18 protein-coding genes and 2 pseudogenes are annotated in these 20328 nt (G+C 61.5%); 9 read left to right on the forward strand and 11 right to left on the reverse strand.

All coding sequences use genetic code 11. From position 1 onward, the window contains the following. Positions 1-82: 82 nt before the first annotated feature. Positions 83-1156 (reverse strand): DNA polymerase IV, encoded by a 1074-nt coding sequence (locus tag BJ994_RS14265; RefSeq protein WP_483413537.1) that lies wholly within the window; start codon positions 1154-1156, stop codon positions 83-85. Between the two features lie 138 nt (positions 1157-1294). On the opposite strand from BJ994_RS14265, the gene BJ994_RS14270 reads away from it, so the two are divergent. Then, entirely contained in the window at positions 1295-2128 is an 834-nt protein-coding gene (locus tag BJ994_RS14270) for an aldo/keto reductase (RefSeq protein ID WP_167995105.1), read from the forward strand. 73 nt (positions 2129-2201) lie between these two features. Here BJ994_RS14270 and BJ994_RS14275 read toward each other — a convergent pair whose 3' ends face one another. Genes BJ994_RS14275 through BJ994_RS14290 form a run of 4 tightly spaced genes read right to left on the reverse strand, consistent with a single transcriptional unit; the run spans position 2202 to position 5442 of the window. Then, entirely contained in the window at positions 2202-2837 is a 636-nt protein-coding gene (locus BJ994_RS14275; RefSeq protein ID WP_167995106.1) for a pyridoxine/pyridoxamine 5'-phosphate oxidase, read from the reverse strand. 23 nt (positions 2838-2860) lie between these two features. After that, a complete protein-coding gene (locus BJ994_RS14280) occupies positions 2861-3838 on the reverse strand; it encodes an ABC transporter ATP-binding protein (protein ID WP_167995107.1) in 978 nt (325 codons plus the stop codon). A 1-nt stretch (position 3839) separates the two neighbouring features. Continuing rightward, on the reverse strand, positions 3840-4655 hold the full coding sequence (locus BJ994_RS14285; protein ID WP_167995108.1) for an ABC-2 family transporter protein: 816 nt from the start codon (positions 4653-4655) through the stop codon (positions 3840-3842). Continuing rightward, complete coding sequence (locus BJ994_RS14290) at positions 4648-5442, reverse strand: ABC-2 family transporter protein (RefSeq protein ID WP_167995109.1); 795 nt, start codon at positions 5440-5442, stop codon at positions 4648-4650. Before BJ994_RS14290 ends, BJ994_RS14285 begins: the two co-directional genes overlap by 8 nt. Positions 5443-5518: 76 nt before the next feature. On the opposite strand from BJ994_RS14290, the gene BJ994_RS14295 reads away from it, so the two are divergent. Further along, a complete protein-coding gene (locus tag BJ994_RS14295) occupies positions 5519-6325 on the forward strand; it encodes a phosphatase PAP2 family protein (protein WP_167995110.1) in 807 nt (268 codons plus the stop codon). Between the two features lie 94 nt (positions 6326-6419). Here the strand turns inward: BJ994_RS14295 and BJ994_RS14300 are convergent, their stop codons facing one another. The 3 genes from BJ994_RS14300 to BJ994_RS14310 are packed head-to-tail and all read right to left on the reverse strand — an operon-like array spanning position 6420 to position 9553. After that, the gene (locus BJ994_RS14300; protein ID WP_167995111.1) at positions 6420-8195 is read right to left on the reverse strand and encodes a thiamine pyrophosphate-requiring protein; all 1776 of its coding nucleotides are present in this window, start codon (positions 8193-8195) and stop codon (positions 6420-6422) included. Further along, positions 8195-9334 carry a baeRF2 domain-containing protein gene (locus tag BJ994_RS14305; RefSeq protein ID WP_167995112.1) on the reverse strand — a complete coding sequence of 380 codons (1140 nt, stop codon included), beginning with the start codon at positions 9332-9334 and terminating at the stop codon, positions 8195-8197. Before BJ994_RS14305 ends, BJ994_RS14300 begins: the two co-directional genes overlap by 1 nt. Then, a complete protein-coding gene (locus BJ994_RS14310; RefSeq protein ID WP_167995113.1) occupies positions 9335-9553 on the reverse strand; it encodes a hypothetical protein in 219 nt (72 codons plus the stop codon). It abuts the gene before it with no gap. 114 nt (positions 9554-9667) lie between these two features. On the opposite strand from BJ994_RS14310, the gene BJ994_RS14315 reads away from it, so the two are divergent. The 7 genes and pseudogenes from BJ994_RS14315 to BJ994_RS18220 all read left to right on the forward strand — a co-directional run. Next, positions 9668-10561 (forward strand): phosphoribosyltransferase, encoded by an 894-nt coding sequence (locus BJ994_RS14315; protein ID WP_209066895.1) that lies wholly within the window; start codon positions 9668-9670, stop codon positions 10559-10561. 57 nt (positions 10562-10618) lie between these two features. After that, positions 10619-11344 carry an MBL fold metallo-hydrolase gene (locus BJ994_RS14325; RefSeq protein ID WP_167996039.1) on the forward strand — a complete coding sequence of 242 codons (726 nt, stop codon included), beginning with the start codon at positions 10619-10621 and terminating at the stop codon, positions 11342-11344. A gap of 4 nt (positions 11345-11348) precedes the next feature. Further along, complete coding sequence (locus BJ994_RS14330; RefSeq protein ID WP_342450385.1) at positions 11349-12110, forward strand: metallophosphoesterase family protein; 762 nt, start codon at positions 11349-11351, stop codon at positions 12108-12110. Between the two features lie 214 nt (positions 12111-12324). Further along, a complete protein-coding gene (locus BJ994_RS14335; protein WP_167995115.1) occupies positions 12325-13038 on the forward strand; it encodes a GntR family transcriptional regulator in 714 nt (237 codons plus the stop codon). An 888-nt stretch (positions 13039-13926) separates the two neighbouring features. Further along, positions 13927-14928, forward strand: coding sequence for a TAXI family TRAP transporter solute-binding subunit (locus BJ994_RS14345; protein ID WP_167995116.1), 1002 nt, complete (start codon positions 13927-13929; stop codon positions 14926-14928). A gap of 131 nt (positions 14929-15059) precedes the next feature. Next, positions 15060-17018: a TRAP transporter permease gene (locus BJ994_RS14350; protein WP_167995117.1), complete on the forward strand. Its 1959-nt coding sequence runs from the start codon at positions 15060-15062 to the stop codon at positions 17016-17018. Between the two features lie 700 nt (positions 17019-17718). Further along, positions 17719-18118: pseudogene (locus tag BJ994_RS18220) on the forward strand (IS1634 family transposase); the annotation flags it as partial. 226 nt (positions 18119-18344) lie between these two features. Here BJ994_RS18220 and BJ994_RS18575 read toward each other — a convergent pair. The 3 genes and pseudogenes from BJ994_RS18575 to pcaC all read right to left on the reverse strand — a co-directional run. After that, positions 18345-18872: pseudogene (locus tag BJ994_RS18575) on the reverse strand (aldehyde dehydrogenase family protein); the annotation flags it as partial. A gap of 157 nt (positions 18873-19029) precedes the next feature. Beyond that, positions 19030-19926, reverse strand: a complete 897-nt coding sequence (locus tag BJ994_RS14360; protein ID WP_167995118.1) for an NAD(P)-dependent oxidoreductase — start codon at positions 19924-19926, stop codon at positions 19030-19032. Further along, positions 19923-20327: a 4-carboxymuconolactone decarboxylase gene (gene pcaC, locus BJ994_RS14365; RefSeq protein WP_167995119.1), complete on the reverse strand. Its 405-nt coding sequence runs from the start codon at positions 20325-20327 to the stop codon at positions 19923-19925. The genes BJ994_RS14360 and pcaC overlap by 4 nt, the downstream gene beginning before the upstream one ends. Between the last annotated feature and the right edge of the window lies 1 nt (position 20328).

Here is a 20328-nt window from a genome sequence, read left to right on the forward strand (position 1 = left end):
TGCGCCCGAATAAGGACCATTTGAGGAGAGTCGATGTGCGTTAACGGGCACGACGACGGCGGCAGCCCGCTTTGCGTGCATCTCACCAGCCGCTGCGCGTTGGAGTGTGGCCCTGCCGGGAGTCCTCCGGCATCGGCATTTCAGCACGCAGCCCGAGGAGTCGGATCGGGCGGCCGGGCTCGATCTTCGCCACGAGATCGAGGGCACGGGCCAGCACCTCGGCCCGGTCGAACGTCTCAGCGATCTTCCTGGCATACGTCTTCGTGAAGAAGGGCGCGTACCGGACCTTCAGCGTCAGCGAGATTACCGGGCGCTCCTCGGCAGCGACGTCCTCAAGGACACGGGCAACCAACTCGGTGACGGCGTCGGAAATCTGCTCGGGTTCGATCAGATCCTTTTGATAGGTGGTCTCCCGGCTGTGGCCGCGGGCAACCCACGGGGTGTCATCGACGGTTCGTTCGCCGTCGCCGCAGCCCAGCTGCGCGTACCACGGCCCCATTTTCGGGCCGAACTCCGGCACCAGGTCATCCGGGTTGGCCGCGGCCAGCTCTGAAACCGTATTAATGCCCAGTCCGGCCAGGCGACGGGAGACTTTGGTACCCACGCCCCACAGCTCGATGGTCGGCCTGCTGCCCATGACCTCAAGCCAGTTGCCTTCCGTAAGGCGGAAGAGCCCGGCGGGCTTGCCGAACGTCGTCGCAACCTTGGCCCGGACCAGCGTGTCCCCGATGCCGACGCTGCAGTGCAACCGCGTAGCCTCGAGCACAGCATCCTGCAGCTGCCTGGCGTAGGCCTCCGGATCCGCGGCTTCCACGCCGACAAACGCTTCATCCCAGCCCAGCACCTGAACAGTGGCCCCCGGCTGCGAACGCAATACCGACATCACAGCCTCTGATGCGGCGAGGTAGGTCTCATGGTCGACAGGCAGAATCACGGCTTCGGGAACCTTCCGGGCAGCGATCCGCAACGGCATCCCGGAGCCCACACCGAATGCCCGGGCCTCGTACGACGCCGTCGAGACCACCGCACGCTCGGTAGGATCACCGCGGCCCCCGACGATGATCGGCTTGCCCGCGAGCTCGGGCCGCCGCAGCACTTCGACGGCAGCGATGAACTGGTCGAGATCCACATGCAGCACCCACGGGCGTTCGCTCACAAGCCAAGTTTGCCCTCGCCGAACGCACCGCACCACCCTGTGTTCGCGACGACAGGATCGACGCCGGGATTGACGCACCACCGCTCCAACTAGAAAGCTGAGGGGAGATACCACGGAAAATCAGCGATAGAGGAGAACATGACTGACGCAGCGGCACCCACCATCGACCTCCCGGGCGGTGCGTCCATCCCGGCCCTCGGCCTCGGCACCTGGCCGCTCGACGACGACGAGGCAGCAACCGCCGTCGAGCAGGCCGTCGCAGCCGGGTACCGGTTGTTCGATACGGCCGAGAACTACGGCAACGAGGCCGGTGTGGGCGAGGGGATCAGGCGCTCGGGGATCGAGCGCGACCAGGTCTTCATCACCACCAAGTTCAACAAAAAGTGGCACAGCGTCGACGGCGTCCGGCGGGCCTTCGAGCAGAGTGCGGCGAAGCTTGGCGTCGACTACATTGACTTGCTGCTGGTCCACTGGCCCAACCCGGATCAGGACCGTTACCTTGACGCCGTCAAGGGCCTCGTCTCGCTGCGTGAGGAAGGGCTGTTGAAGGCGATTGGCGTGTCGAACTTCAAGCCGCACCACCTGCAGCGGCTGCTCGACGACGGCCTGGTCCCCGACGTGAACCAGGTCCAGCTCGACCCGCGCCACACACGCGCCGACTCACGTGAGTTCCATGCGCAGCACGGCATTGTGACGGAATCGTGGAGCCCGCTGGGCAAGGGCGGCAATCTGCTGCAGGACCCGGCCGTTGACCTGCTGGCCGACAAGTACGGGATGACCCCGGCGCAGATCGTGCTGCGCTGGCATCTGCAGTTGGGGTTGGTGGCCATCCCGAAGTCCGCGAACCCGCTACGCATCAAGCAGAACATCAACCTGTTCGGGTTCGAGCTCACCCAGGACGAGGTGGACTCGCTCTCGGCGCTGGACACCGGCGACGACGACATCACCGACTCCGACTCATTCGGGCACTGACCACCCGGAACTTTCGTGCACCTCTGGTGGCTTCCGCGGCGGTGAAGTCACCATTCGTGCACGAAACTTCCCGTCACGGCCAGAGGATCTCCCGCCGCCAGCCCTCCCCGCTGCGGATGTAGCGCAGCCGGGTGTGGCGGCGCTCATGATCGGCCTGCCAGAACTCGACACTGTCCGGCGCCACGGTGTAAACCGTCCACGTCGCGGAACCCTTGTCCTCGATCCCGTCCAGTTCCCGCTCGACGGCGGCATCCACACCTCCGCCGACCACGTCGCTTTGCCGCCCGGCAAGCACCAGGGCACGTGCGGTGGGATGACGACGGCGGAAGTCGGCGTCGTTCTCCTCGGCACTTCCGGGTGTCACAGGACCGCGGACGCGAACCTGCCTGCCAACCGGCTGCCAGAAGAAACTCAGGGCGGCAAACGGCGTGCCCTGCAGGTGGCGGCCCTTCGGGCTTTCGCTGCTGGTGGCGAAGGAGAATCCGCGCTCGTCGAGGTCCTTCAGGATGACCACGCGTGCGTCCGGGTGGCCGTCCTCATCGACGGTGGAAACGGTGACGGCGTGAGGTGCCGGGACGCCGTCGTCGACCGCTGAGGAAAGCCACTGCGTGAACAGGTCAATCGGAGAGTCCGGTGCGTGCGAAGGATCGAACGGCGTCAGTTCGTCCGGGAAAACGGGCAGTCCGCGCAGCAGGTCTCGGGCTTTCATGCCCTCACCATACGTTGGACAGCTCAACGCTTCGAGCTTCCGTACAGCTGCCGGACGAGATACTCGATGTCGGGCTCGTGGAGCGACAGGTCCGCAACCTCGGCCGTGCTGGAAATCGCTGCGAGGAGCGCCGCAGCAGACACCTGCCGCGAATCAAACGTGATGTTGTGCCGGATCCCCTGGGCCTCGACGCCGCTGTGGGTTGCACCGACCGGTAGCGGGAGCCCTGCCGGATCGTGCACCGGTTCAACGAGGTCCACCACCATGGTCCGGGTGGCGCCCTCCATCTCCGCGAGCGCGGTGAGCGCACCATCAAAGGCGATGGCGCCGTCGTCGACCACCAGGACCCGCCGGCAGAGCCGCTGGATGTCGCTCATGTCGTGGGTGGTGAGCAGCAGCGTGGTCCCGTGCTCGCGGCGTTCGAAGTCGAGGAACTGGCGGAGGCTTTCCTTGCTGATCATGTCGAGTCCGATGGTCGGCTCGTCCAGGATCACCAGTTCCGGGCGATGCAGCAGCGCGGCCGCCACCTCCCCGCGCATGCGCTGTCCCAGCGAGAGCTGGCGCACGGGTGTGGTGAGGAACGAGCCGAGGTCCATCCGTGCAACCAGGTCATCGAGACGGGGCTTCCATTCGGAGGTCGGGACCCGGTGCATTGCGCCCAGGATAGGGAAGGAATCCTGCAGCGGCAGATCCCACCAGAGCTGGGAACGTTGGCCGAAGACGACGCCGATCCGCCGCGCGAGGTCGCGCCGCTGTGGAACCGGGTTGAACCCGCACACCGTGACGCTGCCGGAACTCGGAACCAGGATGCCCGTGAGCATCTTGATGGTCGTGGACTTGCCGGCACCGTTCGCTCCGATGTACCCGACCGCCTCCCCCGGCTCGACGGTGAGGTTCACTTCCCGGACGGCGTGCACGGTGCGTTTACGACGCCGGAACCGCCCTGCCTGTTCGAATACCTGGAAGTCGCGGCTCAGGTTCTCCGCCTCGATAATTGCCATGTCAGCCCCCGGCTCCGGTGTACTTTTTGATCGCGGACCGCCAGAACAACAGCATCAATCCGCTGAGGATGAGTGCAGCAGGCACTCCCAGCCACCCTGTCCACGCAGGAATACCCGCTGGCCCGTCCAGGCCGAGGATAATCAGGCTGGGAGCGTAGGCCACCAGCGTTGCCGGGATCACGAACGTGAAGAATACCTGCATCGGTAGGAACAGCGCAGCACCGGGCATGGTCGCCACGTAGCGTCCCCCGTAGGTGAAGGCGCTGGCGAATTGCCGTCCGTCCAGCAGCCAGAACTGCATGGCACCCGCGCCGAGGAACAGCGCACAGAAAATCATGGCGCCGGCAACTGGGGTGATGATGATCAGCAGGATTGTGGCTGCATTCCATTCGATATCAGTGATCACCAGCGCCACTGTCAGTGCAAGAACCGCGAAAATCGCCCGCCCCGCCCGTCGCAGCTGGAAGTCCGAGGTCACCAGTTGCAGCAGGACCGGAATCGGACGGATAAGGAGCACCTCAAGCTTGCCGGTTCGGATGGTCTCGGCCATGGAATCGGTCTCGCCCATCAACAGGTCCGCGACGGCAAAGGAAACCGACGCCAGCCCGAACACCAGCAGGGTCTGCGCGAAGGTCATCCCGCCGAAGGACGGGATGTTGTTGACGATCGCGTACAGCTCCACGAACTCCGTCAGTCCCAGGACCATCTGGCCGACGACGTCGGATGCGAAGCTCCCGCGGAATGCCACCTGCGAGCGCAGCCGGGCAGACACCAGGAGCTTCAGAAGCGCGCGGTTACTGACAGTGCGCTCAGCCACCCTGGATCACCAGCTTGCGAGAGCCGAAGCGGACCATGAAGTGGGCAACCGCCAGGAGCGCGGCCAGCCACAGCAACTGGATAGCAACGAGGAGTACGCTCTCACCGCCGTCGACCCTTCCCGCCAGAATATCCACGGGAGTCTGCAGCATCGACGGAAACGGTGTGGCCCGGGCGAAATCCGCCAGCCAGCCCGGGAACCAGCTCACGGGCACCAGGAAACCGGACAGGAGATTCATGAGGACCATGTACAGCATCCAGAAACCGCGGATTTCCACCACCCAGAACGAGAGGAGATTCATGATAAAGAAACCCATGAAGGTCAGGGAGATGGCAGCGAGGATCGAGAGGAAGCCGAGCGCGTAGGGGCCGAAGCTTGTGGGAAGCGACAGCCCGGTGACCAGGGCTCCAACCACCAGCGGCGGAACTCCTCGCGGAAGGAAGTCGAACACTGCACGTCCCAGGTCCTGTGCCCAGTAGGAGCCGATCAGGTTGACCGAGCGCAGGAGGTCGACTGTCACATCGCCGGACTTGACGCGGCGGGACAGCTCCGCGCTGCCGAAGAGCCCGATGGGGCCCAGCAGCGCCTGCCCCAACCAGACGTAGGTCGCGGCTTCCACCGGCGAGTACCCGCCGATGCTGCCGCCGGCCGTCGCTATGGCGCTCAGCAGCAGCGACGCACGGATCAGACCGAAAACCGAGTTGGTGAAGGCCCCCGCAAATGCGGCGAGCCGGTAGGTGGAATGTCGCCGGAAAGATGACTTCATCAACTCCCAGTACGCGCGCACCCGCCCAAGTCTAGCCCTGCCCTTCAGCCGCGATTTCTGCGCACATCGGAGGCAAAAACTTCAGTAAGGTCAGAAGATGGCGTTCCAGGACCCGGAGAAGGAAGACCACTACGTCGGTACACGCGACCTGACCCGGTGGAGGTCGCCGATTGGCAGGTTCCTGGTCAGCTGCATCCGTCAGGTGGCACAGTGGGTCGGTCCGCGCTGGGCGCTCATCCTCCTCCTGGTGCTTGGTATCGGTGCGGCCGTGGGACTGACCTTCGCGTCCGCCGAAGTCTATGAGGCTGTGAAGGAGCAGGAGGACATCGCCTCCCTCGACCAGCCGGCGCTCGACGCCGCCCTGGCCATCCGGTCCCCCTGGCTCAACGCCGCTGCCGTTGCATTCACCTCGCTCGGGGGCACGGTGGGCATGCCGATCCTCGCCACGGCAGCGACCGTCATCCTCACATCGATCCGGCGCTCCTTTACACCCCTGATCCTCATGGTTATCGCGGCAGGCGGCTCCCTCCTGATGACGGTCCTCGGCAAGGACGCCATCGGCCGGCTCCGGCCGGATACTGAGTTTGCTGTGCCACCGTTCGAGATATCGCCGTCGTTCCCCAGCGGACACACGCTGAACGCCGTCGTCATCGCGGGCATCACCGCCTATCTGCTGGTACTGAGGCAGCAGCGCAAACGGACCCGGGCACTCACCATCACGGCTGCGGTCGCGTTCGCATTCATCATGGGGCTCACAAGGGTGTACCTCGGGCATCACTGGGTGACCGACGTCGCTGTCGCCTGGACCCTCGGGCTCGCCTGGCTGGCCTTGGTCATCACGGCGCACCGCCTGCTCCTGACGTTCCGGAACTATCGGAGGGAACGCAGGGCGGCGGGCACCTGAGCCCGATATCCCACTGAGCACCCAGCTTCAGTGGGAAGGAGCTGCTCGTTCCCAGTCAGCACCCGCACTCACTGGGATTTCCGGCCGGAGCAAGCTACAGCTGCGCCTCCTCCTCCAGCCGCACGTACTCCCGCAGCAGCGAGAGCCTATGCGCGTTGCCCTCTGCCGCGAGCGCTTCCTCCATGGACTCCGCGAGTGCCTTGCCGCCGGGGAACGGTGGGAGCAACGGCACGTCCGGGTCAGTGACGAAGTCCAGGACAAACGGACGGTCGGCGGCGAGCGCGCGCTCCCAGGCGGCACTGACGTCGTCCGCTGAGGAAACCCGCATCCCGTCCAGGCCGAGCACCTTTGCGTATCCGGCGTAGTCGACGTCGGGCAGCTCCTGGCTGTCCTCGAAACGCGGTTCGGATTCGGTTTCGCGCTGCTCCCAACTGACCTCGGCGAGGTCGCGGTTGTTCAGGATGCAGATCGCGAACACGGGGTTCGCCCACTGCCGCCACAACCGCGAAACGGTGATCAGCTCAGCCACGCCCGTCATCTGGAACCCGCCGTCGCCGGAGAGCACCACCACCGGCCGCTCGGGCGCGGAAAGCTTCGCGGCCAGGCCGTACGGCACCCCGCAGCCCATGCTCGCGAGCGTGCTGGAGAGATGCGCCGGCACACCCCGCGGCAAGTGCAGCTGGCGTGCGTACCAGTACACGCAACTACCGACGTCGACCGCAACCCGCGCATCCGCAGGCAGGCGCCCGTTCAGCTCGCGAACCACCCGCTCCGGGTTCACCGGGTCCGCGGCCGTAAACGCCCGCGCCTCCGAAAGCGACCGCCACGCGGAAACATGACGTTCGACGTCGGCCAACCACCCGGTGCGCTGCGACACCAAGGGCAGCAACTGCCGCAGAGAGAAAGCGGCGTCACCCGTCACCGCAGCCTCGACGGGGTACCGGTTCCCGATCGCCTTGGCGTCACTGTCGATCTGCACGGCACGCGCAGCACCGGGCGGCGGGTAGAACTCGGTCCACGGATCATTCGAACCCACGATCAGCAACGTGTCGCAGTTCGCCATCACCCAGCCGGATGCACTCGTACCCAGATGCCCCATGGTCCCGGCCGCATAAGGCAGCGCCTCATCGACATACGGCTTCCCCAGCAGGCTCGTAACGACGGCGGCACCCAGCTTCTCCGCGAGCGCCACCACCTCCTCCTGGGCGTCCCGCGCGCCCTGCCCAACCAGCAGCGCAAGCTTGGATCCGGCGTTCAGGAGGGCGGCGGCGTCGTGCACGTCCTGCTCCTGCGGCACCACGACGCCAGGCGACCAGAGCGCAACGGACGGAATAACGCCGTGCTCGTGCTCCAGTTCCGGGGCGGGCTCCTGCTGGATGTCGTGCGGCAGGATGACGACGGCGGGTGACCGGGTTGCGAGCGCGGCCTTGAACGCGCGATCGATAACCATGGGAGCCTGCTCGGCGCTGTTCACCTGCTGACGGAAGCCGGAAGCGACGTCCTTGAACAGGCTCTGCAGGTCGATTTCCTGCTGGTACGCCGAACCGAGCACGGTCTGGCTCTGCTGCCCAACGATCGCGACCACGGGTACGCTGTCCATCCGCGCGTCGTACAGTCCGTTGAGCAGGTGAACGGCGCCAGGCCCCTGCGTGGACAGGACAACGCCCACACCGCCGGTGTACTTCGCGTGGCCCACCGCCATGAACGCCGCGTTCTCCTCGTGCCGGGTCTGCACGAACGCCGGTCTCCCCGCGCGCCGAATCGCGCCGAGCACGGGGTTGATCCCGTCGCCGCTATAGCCAAACACCCGGTCAACGCCCCACGCCGTCAACCGTTCAACAATCCCGTCAGCGACCAGTCGGTCCCCCATCAGCCGGCAACCGGGACGGGTGGTCCCACCGGCCAGCGCAGCAGTGCGGCCACCGGTCCGGCGTCGAGCGCGCCGGATGGAAACAGTGCCACCTCGGCGTCGGTCAGGACGGCGGCACGTAATAACGACGACGGCGCCGGCACCTCCCCGAGCACCGGTGCGCCTGCGGTTTCCCCGTCGAGGAACGCGGTCCACGGTTCAGCGCCCAGGGCGAGCAGCTTCTGTCCGTTCAGCCCCACGCTCTCAAGGAGCAGGGTGTCCACCTGTGCTTGCTGGAGCGCGTTCACGACGGCGCCGATGCCCTCGGCCGACTCCGGGTTGGGGCGACCCTTCTGGTTGTTCAGCCGCTCGATCAGCTGGCCCTGCCGGTGCGCGATGCACTCCGCCACGCGCTTCTCAATCTCCAGTGCATAGGCTCCCTTGTCAGCGCCCTCCGTGCGGCTGTGGCTCTCGACAACGGTGAGGACCTCCTTGGACTGTTCACTGACCTGTTCGGCCACGAGGTTCCGAGCCCGGATGTCCCCGGCGACAATGAGCAGGCGGGCACGTGAACTGCGCACCACCCGGTCAATCTCATCAGCGATCTCCGCCGCGTTGGCTTTCCAGATGTTCTCCGTCCGGTGCTGGTATTTGCCCTGCGACCAGCCGCCCGTGGGTACCTTCTTCAGGTTCTCGGTGTCGCCTTCGACGTGCATGGTGTTCTCGTCGAACTGGCCGTTCGCCCGGCGCAGGTGGATCTCGCCGCCGTCGCGCCCTACTTCGGCGACCACGTAAGCGAAGTCGTCCGGCCGGTGCCAGATCAGCGGACATAGGTCAGGTACCTCACCCACGCTGATGATCTCCGGCATCACGGTTGGCCCGGGCAGGAATTCGTCCAACTCAACCGTTCCGTTGCATACAAGGATCAGCCGCGCCACTGGGTCCGGCATCCCTTTGGCCGAGCGTCGGAGCGCCTCCGCGGCCGCCTTACGGTCCTCCTTTGATGCGCCGGCTTGCTCCAGCGCCGTTGCGATTTTTTCAGGACGGACGTCATCGGCGTGGAGCGAATCCACCGTTCCGGTGCTCGCGTCCGTGTAGATGGTGACCCAGGGGCCGGGCTTTCGGTAGAGGTCTGCGAAGGCGTGCAGGGTGCTTGTCACTCAACTCTCCTCATTCTCGTTCTGCTCGTTTTCGTTGCGTGCGTTTTCGTTGCGTGCGTTTTGTTGGGCGGGTTCGGTGAGAGACCGTTGCGGGGCTGCGTCCAGATCGGGATCAATTCCACGTTCCGGGTCAATTCCCGGGTCGTACTGCGGTTGCTGCCCTGGTTCCAGGTCCGCGCTCTCGTCCGCTTTGCCGCTGTTGTTGCCGCGATCTGCCATGACGTACCTCTTCCTGGTGTTCGCACCCCTGAGATGCGCAACTGGTAAGGTTACTGACGGTCTATCACTCTCAGAGCCCGATGAAAAGACCCCCTCGGCTGAGCAGGGGAAAAGATGCTGAACAGGCGAAAAGAACCCGCGCGCTACACGGACCGCGAGGATGCCGGACACGCCCTCGCCGCTTCGCTGAAACCCGTTCTGGCCAGTTCCAGTCCGCTGATCCTTGCCCTTCCGCGTGGCGGAGTGCCGGTGGCGGCAGTAGTTGCGGAGGAGTACCGGGCACCGCTCGACGTCGTCATGGTGCGGAAAGTCGGCGTCCCCGAGTTTCCCGAGCTCGCGATGGGCGCGATCGCCTCGATCGGCGGGCGGCTGGAGACCGTCCGTAACGCCCACGTGCTCCAGGAGATGCACGAGCCGGACGCCGCATTCGCCCGCGTGGCTGCCCACGAGGAGAAAGAGCTCGCGCGGCGCGAGGGGCTGTACCGTGCGGGGATGGGCCCACTGTCAGTCGCAGGCCGCACGGTAGTGATTGTCGACGACGGCGTTGCCACCGGAGCGACCATGCGCGCCGCCATCGCGGCTCTTCGCGCGCAGGAGGCCGGCGCCGTCGTCGCTGCTGCGCCTGTGTTCCTCGGGTCCGCCGAAGAGTCTCTGGGCGAGCTGGTGGACGCGCTGGTGAGTCCATGGTCCGCTACGAACCTGCCCGCAGTCGGAAGTGCCTACCGGACATTCCCACAGGTGACTGACAGCGAGGTTCGGCAGTTGTTGACCGCCGCACGCGGGCGTAGGTTGGGAAACATGACCGATTATCTGGATCTTCCCGACGCGTACCAGACCTACCTCACCACGCTGGACGACGACGCCGCGGCCGCCGTGCTGCCCGTGCTCAAGCAGTCGGCTGCGGGCGGCGAGCATGGCGTGCTCGTGACCACCAACCTCGGTCCCGACACCCAGGCCGAGGTGTCCCCTGAGGTCCCGTTCGGCGAGGTACGTGAGACAGTCCGCTAGGTGAGCGTCGCCAGCAGCCCACTCACGCGGTACCGGCTTGCCCCGAATCCGGGGCCCATGAGCCTGGACGGGACCAACTCGTATCTCCTGGCAGCGCCGTCATCCGAGACGGTGGTGGTGGTCGATCCGGGACCGTTGGACGAGCCGCACCTGGCAGCGCTGCAGTCGGACGGCCGCGTTGAACTGGTCCTGATCACGCATCATCACCGAGACCACACCGAGGCCAGCGCGCGGTTCCATGAGCTGACCGGGGCGCCGGTTCGCGCGTTGGACCCTTTATATTGCCACGGCGGTGCTTCCCTGCTCGATGGCGAGACGCTTCTCGCTGCGGGCGTCCGTATCGAGGTGCTGGCCACACCCGGACACACCGCCGATTCGGTGTGCTTCCATCTGCCCGACGACGGCCCCATCGGTTCCGTCCTCACCGGCGACACCGTGCTTGGCCGGGGGACCACCGTGCTCGGGTGCCCGGATGGGACGCTCGGCGAGTATCTCGATTCCCTGGACCGGCTGGAAGCCCTGGGCGACGCCGTCGTACTTCCCGCCCATGGTCCGGTGCTGCCGAACATCGGCGAGGCCGCCCGTGCGTATCGCGCGCACCGGATGGAGCGGCTGGATCAGGTGCGCGCGGCGTTATCGGCGCTCGGTCCGGATGCCGACGTCGGCGCCGTGACCGACGTGGTGTACGCCGAAGTCGATCCGTCCGTGCGCCGGGCCGCTGAGCAGTCCGTTGCGGTGCAGTTGCAGTACCTCCGCGGGCCTGAACACGCTCAGCTAGCCTGACATGGTGGAACGCATCGCGCTGATCTCTGACCTGCACGGAAACGTCACCGCGTTCGAGGCGGTGCTGAAGGACATCGATGCGCGGGGAATCAGCACGATTCACAACCTCGGCGACGTCGCAGGCAAGGGCCCGCGCGGCTCCGAATGTATCCGACTCACCCGCGAACGCTGCGCTGTAACCGTTCGCGGCAACTGGGACGACTTCCTTCCCAACGTAGAGAACACCCAGGGAGGCGAAGCGATGTGGTGGTGGCGCAATGAGCTGACGCCCTCTGACCGCCAATGGCTCGCGGACCTTCCCTATGCACACGATTTCAACCTGAGCGGCCGGTGGATCCGGCTCTTCCATGCCTCCGCCGAGAGCGTGTACACACGGGTGCACTTTCACCACTCGCAGGACGATTTCGACCAGATGTTCAGCAACACCGAGCTGACCGGTTACGCACACGATCCGTCAGTGGTCTGCTACGGCGACATCCACGATTCCTACCTTGAGGTGAACAACGGCCGCACGCTGATCAACGCAGGCAGTGTCGGTAACGCCCTCGATGAGCCAATGGCATCGTACGTCATCCTCGAGGGGACTCCGGACGGGGAGGCCTCGGACCCGTTCGGAATCCAGTTTGTCCGGGTTCCCTACGACATCGAAGCCGAGATAGCGGCCGCCGAGAAACTACGCATGCCCGAACTGGCGGCGTACGCCACCGAACTCCGGACCGGGATCTACCGCGGACGCCACGAGGAACTGGGACTCCTGAGAGTGTGAGCGTTTTAATGCGGGTGGCCTGGTTCAGGCTCGAAGACTTCGGCGTCCTGATCCGCGCGCATCGGATTATTCATTCTCCCAGGCCCACACAAGCGAGCCCTTGCTACAGGCATAACGCGTCGCTAGAAAATGGCACACAATCTAGTCTCAGACGGCAGGCTTGCACGGTAGATTTGTATGACAAAGATACGAACGTGGAGGTCGAAGCGAGACGATGAGTACCCTAGACAGCACATGGTCGCCGGAGATGGGAAGAATAGCTGCTCCCCTGCGGGAACAAGTGGTCGCAACGTTGCGCCGCGCCATCCTGGACAGAGCCTTCGACCCCGGTCAGCGATTAGTTGAACGCGAGCTAATCGAGCGTTTAGGAGTATCCCGAACAACGGTTCGTGAAGCTATCCGAGAACTTGCTTCCGAAGGGCTTGTGACCGTCATCCCGCAAAGAGGGGCGATCGTTAGTTCACCGTCACTTGCTGAAGCCATTGATTTATACGAGGTGCGAGCGGCCCTGGAATCGATACTCGTTGCCCGCTTTACAGAGCGAGCCGACGAGAAGCAGGTTGTTGCCCTCCAGATAACCTCAACAGCTTTAGCTAGGTGTTCTTCAGCGGCCGAAGAAATCTCAAACATATTAGAAGCCAAGGACCGATTCTACGGAGCACTACTTGAGGGCGCTGAGAGCCCTGTTCTGGCGCAGCTGCTATCGGGTATTCAAGCGAGAGTGCAGATTCTGCGGGCCACTTCGTTGTCTGCGCCCGGACGTATAACGGAGGCGGCTAGTGAAATCGAAGGTATCGTCGCTGCTATCGAACGGCGGGATGCAAAGGAAGCTTCTCAACTCATGGCTGCTCACATTCGCGCGGCAGCCGAAACAGCGCTGGGCCACCTTAGCCCTTCCGAGGTTCAAGTCGGCGCGGACCACCGCTAACTTATGACGAGAAACAACCAGCGTCGTGCAGTGGCATCTGCATCACCGCTCACGGACCTATAGCCTATTCACCTTCTGGATCACCGATGTGTCCAAGTGGCCGCCCCCCTTGAACGGAATGTTAGCGGCCATGACGTTTCGCACAGGATGCCGCACGCCCTGACACCGGGCCTGATCACCAGCAGCAACGCGCAGCATTGAGCGCTGGCGAAGGTCATCAAGCTCACTCCACGAGGAAACCGCCGGCCGTGCTCCGGTCCATGCTCGTCAGCCGATGCCGAGGCATACCTTCCGTGAACCACGTCGGTGCCTGACACTCCAACGTGTCGTCCTTCCCCGCCTTAGCCGGCAAGCGTTGCGGCCCTTGAAATAGGTCATCCGAAGGGGGAACCTCGTCGTCTGCGAACCTTCCGGGACTGGGGAAACGGTATTCCTCGAAGCGCTAGGAGCACGAGCCGTCGAGGCGGGGATGCGGGTAGCTTGGGCAAGACTCGCGGCCCCAGGGGTAATCTGCGCGCACCGAACCATTGCTGGCCACCTATGGGCAGAAACTGATGGCAATTGACCGTCGAACGTTGGAGATTCGCCAGCCGAGGTTTGAAAATCTAGCAGGTAGCGAAGCGCTAAGGACCTCACACAGGGAGCGTCACGGTGAGCGACGCTGGCAGTGTCTTTGGGGGGACGGCGAAACGATAGTTACTAAAATTGGGCAGCCCTCAACCCACTAAGGGGTGGCACGCCTGTGCCCACGAGGCACGCTCGTAAACATCAAGCGATGTCTTGTGTCCGCGACTCGCTAGTGTATGATCGTCATACAAACTAGACGCAATTTCAGACGCTCGCCTTAGGGGTAGACGTCGTTCCACTGATAAATACAAGGGTGTAATTATGAGCAGAAGTTCTACTTTCGCGAAACTTGGAGCGTTGCCACTGTCAGTTCTCCTTATCTCGGGATGCACAAGCGGCAGCACTGCGGATGGCGGAGAGGGACGAATTAATCTTTCTTATGGCGGAGCTTCACAGGGAGGCGCGGCATATCAAATTTCTACTGCTTATGCGGAGATTCTCAATTCAGAGCTGGAGAATGTACAGGTAGACGTGGAGGTCACAGGTGGCGGCGCAGACAATGTGGCTCTTCTTAGTGCTGGAGAGATCGAAATTGGGCATGGGAATTCTGGAGTGGGGTCGGAAGCATTCAACGGAACGGGCGACTATGAGGGCGATCCCCTGGAGGGCCTGACGAGCTGGTTGCCGTTGTACGAGTACCCGTTTCAAGTGGTCGTGCCAGAAGACAGTCCTATCGAATCGATACCGGATCTCGCTGGCGCAGATATCGGAGTGAACGTACAGGGAAGCGGCGGTGAGGTAACTTCTGACCAGGTCTTCAGCAGCCTCGGTCTGAATCGAGATGAGCACTACACCCCCCACTTCTTGGATTACCCAGAAGCAGCAAGCGCACTTAGCCTCGGTCAAATCGACGCAACCGTTTTCTCCTCGGGTGCGCCAACTCCTCAGCTCACCGAACTAATGGCCACGATGGACGTGCGGATTATTGAGTTCTCGGCCGAAGAGCTGGATAAGGTCAACGAAGATTATTCTTGGTTAACTCGAGGAGAGATACCAGCCGGCACTTATCCGGACATCGAAGAAGATATTCCAACTGTTTACGCCGCTACCATCAACTATCTCAGCGCAGATCTACCCGACGACTTGGTCTATAACATGACGAAAGCCATATGGGAAAACAGGGATCGACTCGCAAACGCTCACGCCACTCAAAAAAACCTTGACGGAGGTCTCATCGAAAGAGCTACTCTGCCGATCATGCCCCTCCACCCTGGTGCCAGAAGCTATCTCGAAGAAGAGGGCATTATCCCTGCACAGAAATAGGCAACAGGGAATTTTATACCAGGTTCACTAAGACTTTCGGACAACCTGTCACACAACATTTCCACCGCGGCGCTCGACTCCTGACACCAGGGAGTCGGCGCCTCAGTGGGCTCCTATAGAAGGTAACTTTGATGTCTTCAGTATCAGAAGCGCCTGTCCAGGTGGAAGATGAAGCCACCACTCTCAAGAGGGATCTTGAAGGGACCAGCCGATCGGTCCTTTATGGGTTGAGCGTACTCATGGCCCTGACACAGATCTATCTTATAATCTTCGCTACAGCCTCTCCAATGGTGCATACCGCCATATTTCTGGCGTTTATTGTTCCGCTGGTGCTACTGTCCTACCGTCCAATGTCACGAGCTCGAACCAGGTCTATACCTTGGTACGACTGGATAGCCGCACTTGTGTCCAGCGCCCCGTTCATATACGTGGCCATCAATTACGAAGACATCATAAGGCGGGCTATCGTTCCGACTACAGTTGATCAAACCATGGCTGTAATCGCTTGCGTAGCTATTCTAGAGATAAGCAGGCGAGCTATAGGGTTTGTGCTTCCATTGATTGCACTAATATTCCTGTTCTATACGGTGTGGGGTGGATTTTTACCAGGAATCTTGTCGCACAGGGGATACGAGCTTGACCGGATAACCAATACATTGTTTATGACTTCAAACGGTGTTTTTGGATCAGCTGCTCAAGTAGCAGCAACGATGGTCTTCATGTTTGTCTTTTTTGGCGCATTTCTCAATGCGACAGGTGCCAGTCGCGTTATCACTCAGCTTGCTTTCTCAGTCGCCGGACGGTACACAGGTGGTCCAGCTAAAGTAGCCGTGATTGCAAGCGGCGGAATGGGGATGGTTTCAGGTAGTGCGTCTGCCAACGTAGCGACCACGGGACAAGTCACCATCCCTCTCATGAAACAAGTCGGATATCGAGGGGTCTTTGCCGCAGCAGTAGAGGCTGCTGCATCAACTGCTGGGACCCTGACCCCTCCCATTATGGGGGCCGCGGCATTCATAATGGCGGAAATAACTGGGATACCATATGCGGAGATCGTCATTGCAGGGATTATTCCAGCAATTCTTTTCTACGTAACAGTTTTGATGTGTGTACACTTCGAGGCGAGCCGACTTGGGCTGAAGGGCATGGATAAGGCAGATATTCCTAAAGCGTCGACAGTTATGAAGAAGGGCATATTTATACTATCCCCAGTGATCATGCTAGCTGTACTTATTTTCATGTACTACCCCGTTATGTACGCGGCTTTTTATGCTACAATTGCGCTCGTCGTTATAGCTTTAGTGCATCCTTCGATTCCTTTGAGCCCCAAAGGAATCGTCAATTCGATTGCAAATTCCGCAGACATGGTTCTCCAGGCAGGAGCAGCCTGCGCCTGTGCCGGCCTAGTTATTGGTGTTCTGAACCTGACTGGACTTGGGCTTCGGTTCTCATCGTGGACTCTTGGCATAGCGGGAGCCAGTGTTATTCTCGCCCTGATTTTCACCATGCTTATCACAATTGTTCTAGGAATGGGACTTCCCCCGGTTGCTGCCTATATCGTAGCTGCCTCCGTTGCAGCCCCTGCCCTTACCACACTTGGATTCCCCTTGCTGGCTAGTCATATGTTCATATTCTACTTCTCATGTTTGTCTTCGATCACGCCTCCCGTAGGCATCACGGCCTTCATCGCTGCAGGAATAGCTCGTGCACGACCCATGCGAACTGCATTTACTGCCTGCTTCCTTGCCTTACCAGCGTTTGTTGTCCCCTTCCTTTTTATATATTCTCCGGCATTCCTCCTTGAAGGTGAACCTCTCGAAATTGTCGGCGTGTCGATAAAAGCACTGTTAGGTTTCGTTTTCATTAGTGCAGGCGTAATCGGATTTGTACGTAAGCATGCGTTCATATGGGAGCGGGTGATGTTCATACTGGGCGGTTCTCTCGTTCTCTCTTCGAACTTTATACCCATCGCGGTGGGTGTCGTGCTAGTCGCAGTTGCGTTATTGTTTCATTCGCGGAGAAGCGGGCGGGCGCGTGCCACAGATTCATCAGTAAATGATAAAGCAACGGAATCGCAATCGTCAGTCTGAATTTGAATTATGAGCACGAACCTCGTCGAGATCTTGAAACCGCAATCATGCCGGCATCCAAGTCTGGCCATTCGCACGTCAGCAGAGTCGCGTCGGCTTCGTGGCGGCATTATGGAGGTGGCCGGTGCTGCTCGACGTGGCGTAGGGCCAGAAAGATGTCAGTGGCTTTCTGGATGTGGTAGCGACCGAGCTTACACTTCCAGAAAAGACCCCGATCTGTTTGATCTGAGTTGCACAGGCAAGGGGCATTCTGTAGTTTACGCAGATCAGGCGCTTGCGGAGGTGGTTTGGTACGAATCGGTAGCTTGCTGGAGTGTCTTCCTCCATTCGGGAGGTCAGGACCGCTTCAGGCTCAACCGCGCAGATCGTGGAGAAGCGCAGTTGATCCCGCGGGATCGTGGAGTATCGATCTGCCGGGACAATAGGGGCTTGTCGCTTTGGGTGGAGGCCGCGTGTGAATGGTTGCAAGAGGACCAAACAAGCGTTCGCTCTGGATCTCGTCGGTAACAAACTAGACGAGGCAGCCGTGGCTTCGCTCGCTGTCTCCTGGGCGGTGGTCTTCGGGACTGAATGCGAGGTGCACTGGCAGATGCTGACGGGCGCCATACTCGGCTGGGCTTCGATGCCTTGGTGATAACGCGTTTGCGGCTCAGGAGGCTGACCCGGATTGTGAAGGGGTCCCAAAGCTGATCCCGATGCACCGCACCGAAATCCGCTCGCTGCCGCGTTGAAACGCTCCGTTGCGCGTGACTCCCGGGATGCCCTGGCGACCGCATGCATGGCTCACTCCGAACGCACTACGGGCCGGCCGGCGATGATGCTCTATAACGTCATGACGCTGCATCTCGAAAACAAGGACAAGGACGACCTGCGCAAGATCGGGATGAGTAAGGAACACCGGATCGATCCGCAGATCGGATTGCTGGTCGATCCGGGCGGTTTTCCACTCGAAGCGCACTTATTTGAGGAGAAAGAACGAAACCACCACGCCTATTCCGGTCTGACGTCCTTCCATGAACGGCATGGAGTCACGGACATGGTCGTCCGTCGCGGACGCGAGGATGCTCTCGGCGAACAATTTAAACGTTCTCGAGGACGCGCTCCGGTTCAGGTCACGTGTGTAGACGTACGCCACGCATCCGTATTCAGTCTTGTTTGCAAGGCCGCACAGCATCCACCTCCTCGCTAGAAGTGCTGATCGGGCCGACTGGCCCGAAGATCCGATCAGTGGACCGATTTGGACGCTTCCTCGGTGCCCCGCCAGCCGTCGTTATCGCAGTAATCTTGGCCGCAAATTTGTGGCGAATTCGTGGGCCACCGTTTCGTGGACAAGATTTGCGACGTCAGGGATGTAAGCCTGGCGGGTTTGAGGATCATGGTGCACCCGGCCGCCACTGCGGGTGCGGTCTTGCGAATAGCTATCGCAAGCGGGAAATTCCAGGGAGTGACAGCCGGCACGGTCCTAGCGGCGTCTTTGTCACTAGGAGGCGGGGTTTGCCGCCAAGGGACATGGAATGGAGTAGCGGCCCGATATCCGCACCGCTTCCTCTGAGAACCAGCGCAGGAATTCAGCGGAGTAGGTCACCTCACCGCGAGCCTCACCAATGGTTTGCCCATCTACACGTCATCAGCAGCGCGAAGTGGTCGGCCCGCGCGGTAACCAGTTCGAAGGCTCGGCGCAGGATGACCCCCACGAGCTCGCACCCTGGCCCATGAGTCCTGGGTTGCTGCAGCAGTCCAGGGCAACTGGTCCTCAGTTGAGGCGTCGGCGATATTCATAAGAACTATTCCGGTGGCCGGATCTTCGACGCCAAAGGTCATGCATGAGGCTGCGGTACACCACTGCCCGTCCATCCGATGAGCCGTTGCACGATTGAAAGTTTCGAAGCTCGTGCACCTTCGTGAACATCTTCTGCTTCCGATCTGATCCCCGGCTCACTAGGTTCCACGGCCCTGGATTCAGCCCGGGATCTGGTCACCGCTACCGTGTCCCCATCTTGCGCGAATTGGATCAGTCCAGGTGTTGAGCGCCATAGCCTAGGTTGGACATCTCACTCACCCAGCGTGCAATCTCAGTATGGTCCGCAGTGTCCGGAAGGGCATGGGCTGCTTGTTCCCACAGTTCCACGGCCGAATTACCCAGTGCAGCTTCTATTCCCACTTGATTGGCTAGCTCCACGGCTATTTTCATGTCCTTGACCATGAGCTTGAGTGCGAATCCGGAGTCGTACGTTTCCGGGAGGATGAAGTTCGGCCACTTGTTCTCAGTGGAACCACTCCTTCCACTGGAGCCGTTGACGATCTGCAGCAGTAGCTCGGGATCAATTCCGAACCGGCAGCCGGTGTGGATGGCTTCGCTGCTAACTAACAAGTGTGTGGCTGACATGAGATTGTTCAGGGCTTTGGCGGCATGACCGGCACCTACTTGTCCCGCATGACGGACAGTGCCGAGATGGCGCAGTACTTCGCTTGCCCGGTCAAAGTCCTGATCGTTCGCCCCCACCATGATCGTGAGGGTGCCGGTTTCGGCTCCCTTCACCCCTCCCGACACTGGGGCATCAACTAGGCGAACGCCGGCAGAGGCTAAAAGTTGTTCCAACGCCTTGGTACGGAGAGGTTCGCTTGAACTCATGTCGATGACCATAGTGTCATCGTCGATGGCTGCCGTGACCTCTGTGTCTGTGATGACCGATTCAACGATATTGGAGTTCGGTAGCATGAGGATGACCGTGCTGGCACCAGCTATGGCCTCAGCTGGCGATTCAAACGCTAGCCCGCTTGCGTCAACCAATCCGGCGCGAGCATCGTCCGACAAGTCGAAGCCCCGGACCTCATAACCGGCATCGATCAGCCTGCGGGCCATCGGCGAGCCCATATTTCCCAAACCGATAAAGGCGACGGTGCTCATGATGTCGTGTCCACCTTCATACCGCTAAGAACCTTTTCGGCGACGCGGAACGATTCCAGTGCGGCAGGAACACCGACGTAGATGGCGGTCTGCATCAGCACCTCCTGAATTTCTTGCTCTGTCACACCGTTAGTGACCGCGCCTTTCACGTGAACCGCCAGTTCGTGGGACCGGTTAAGGGCAGTCAGCATTGCTAGATTGATCATGCTGCGGCTTCGCCGGTCGAGTCCTTCCCGGTTCCAGACCGCACCCCAGCAGTACTCGGTAACCAGCTCCTGAATCGGACGGCTAAACTCCGAAACCTGGCTAAGCGAACGGTCGACGTGTGCGGCGCCGAGAACTTCCTTGCGTGTGGCAAGTCCCTCCTCATACGTGATGGCGTGGGTGTCGTTGTGATTCATG

The sequence above is a fragment of the Arthrobacter pigmenti genome (genome assembly GCF_011927905.1).
Classification (GTDB): domain Bacteria; phylum Actinomycetota; class Actinomycetes; order Actinomycetales; family Micrococcaceae; genus Arthrobacter_D; species Arthrobacter_D pigmenti.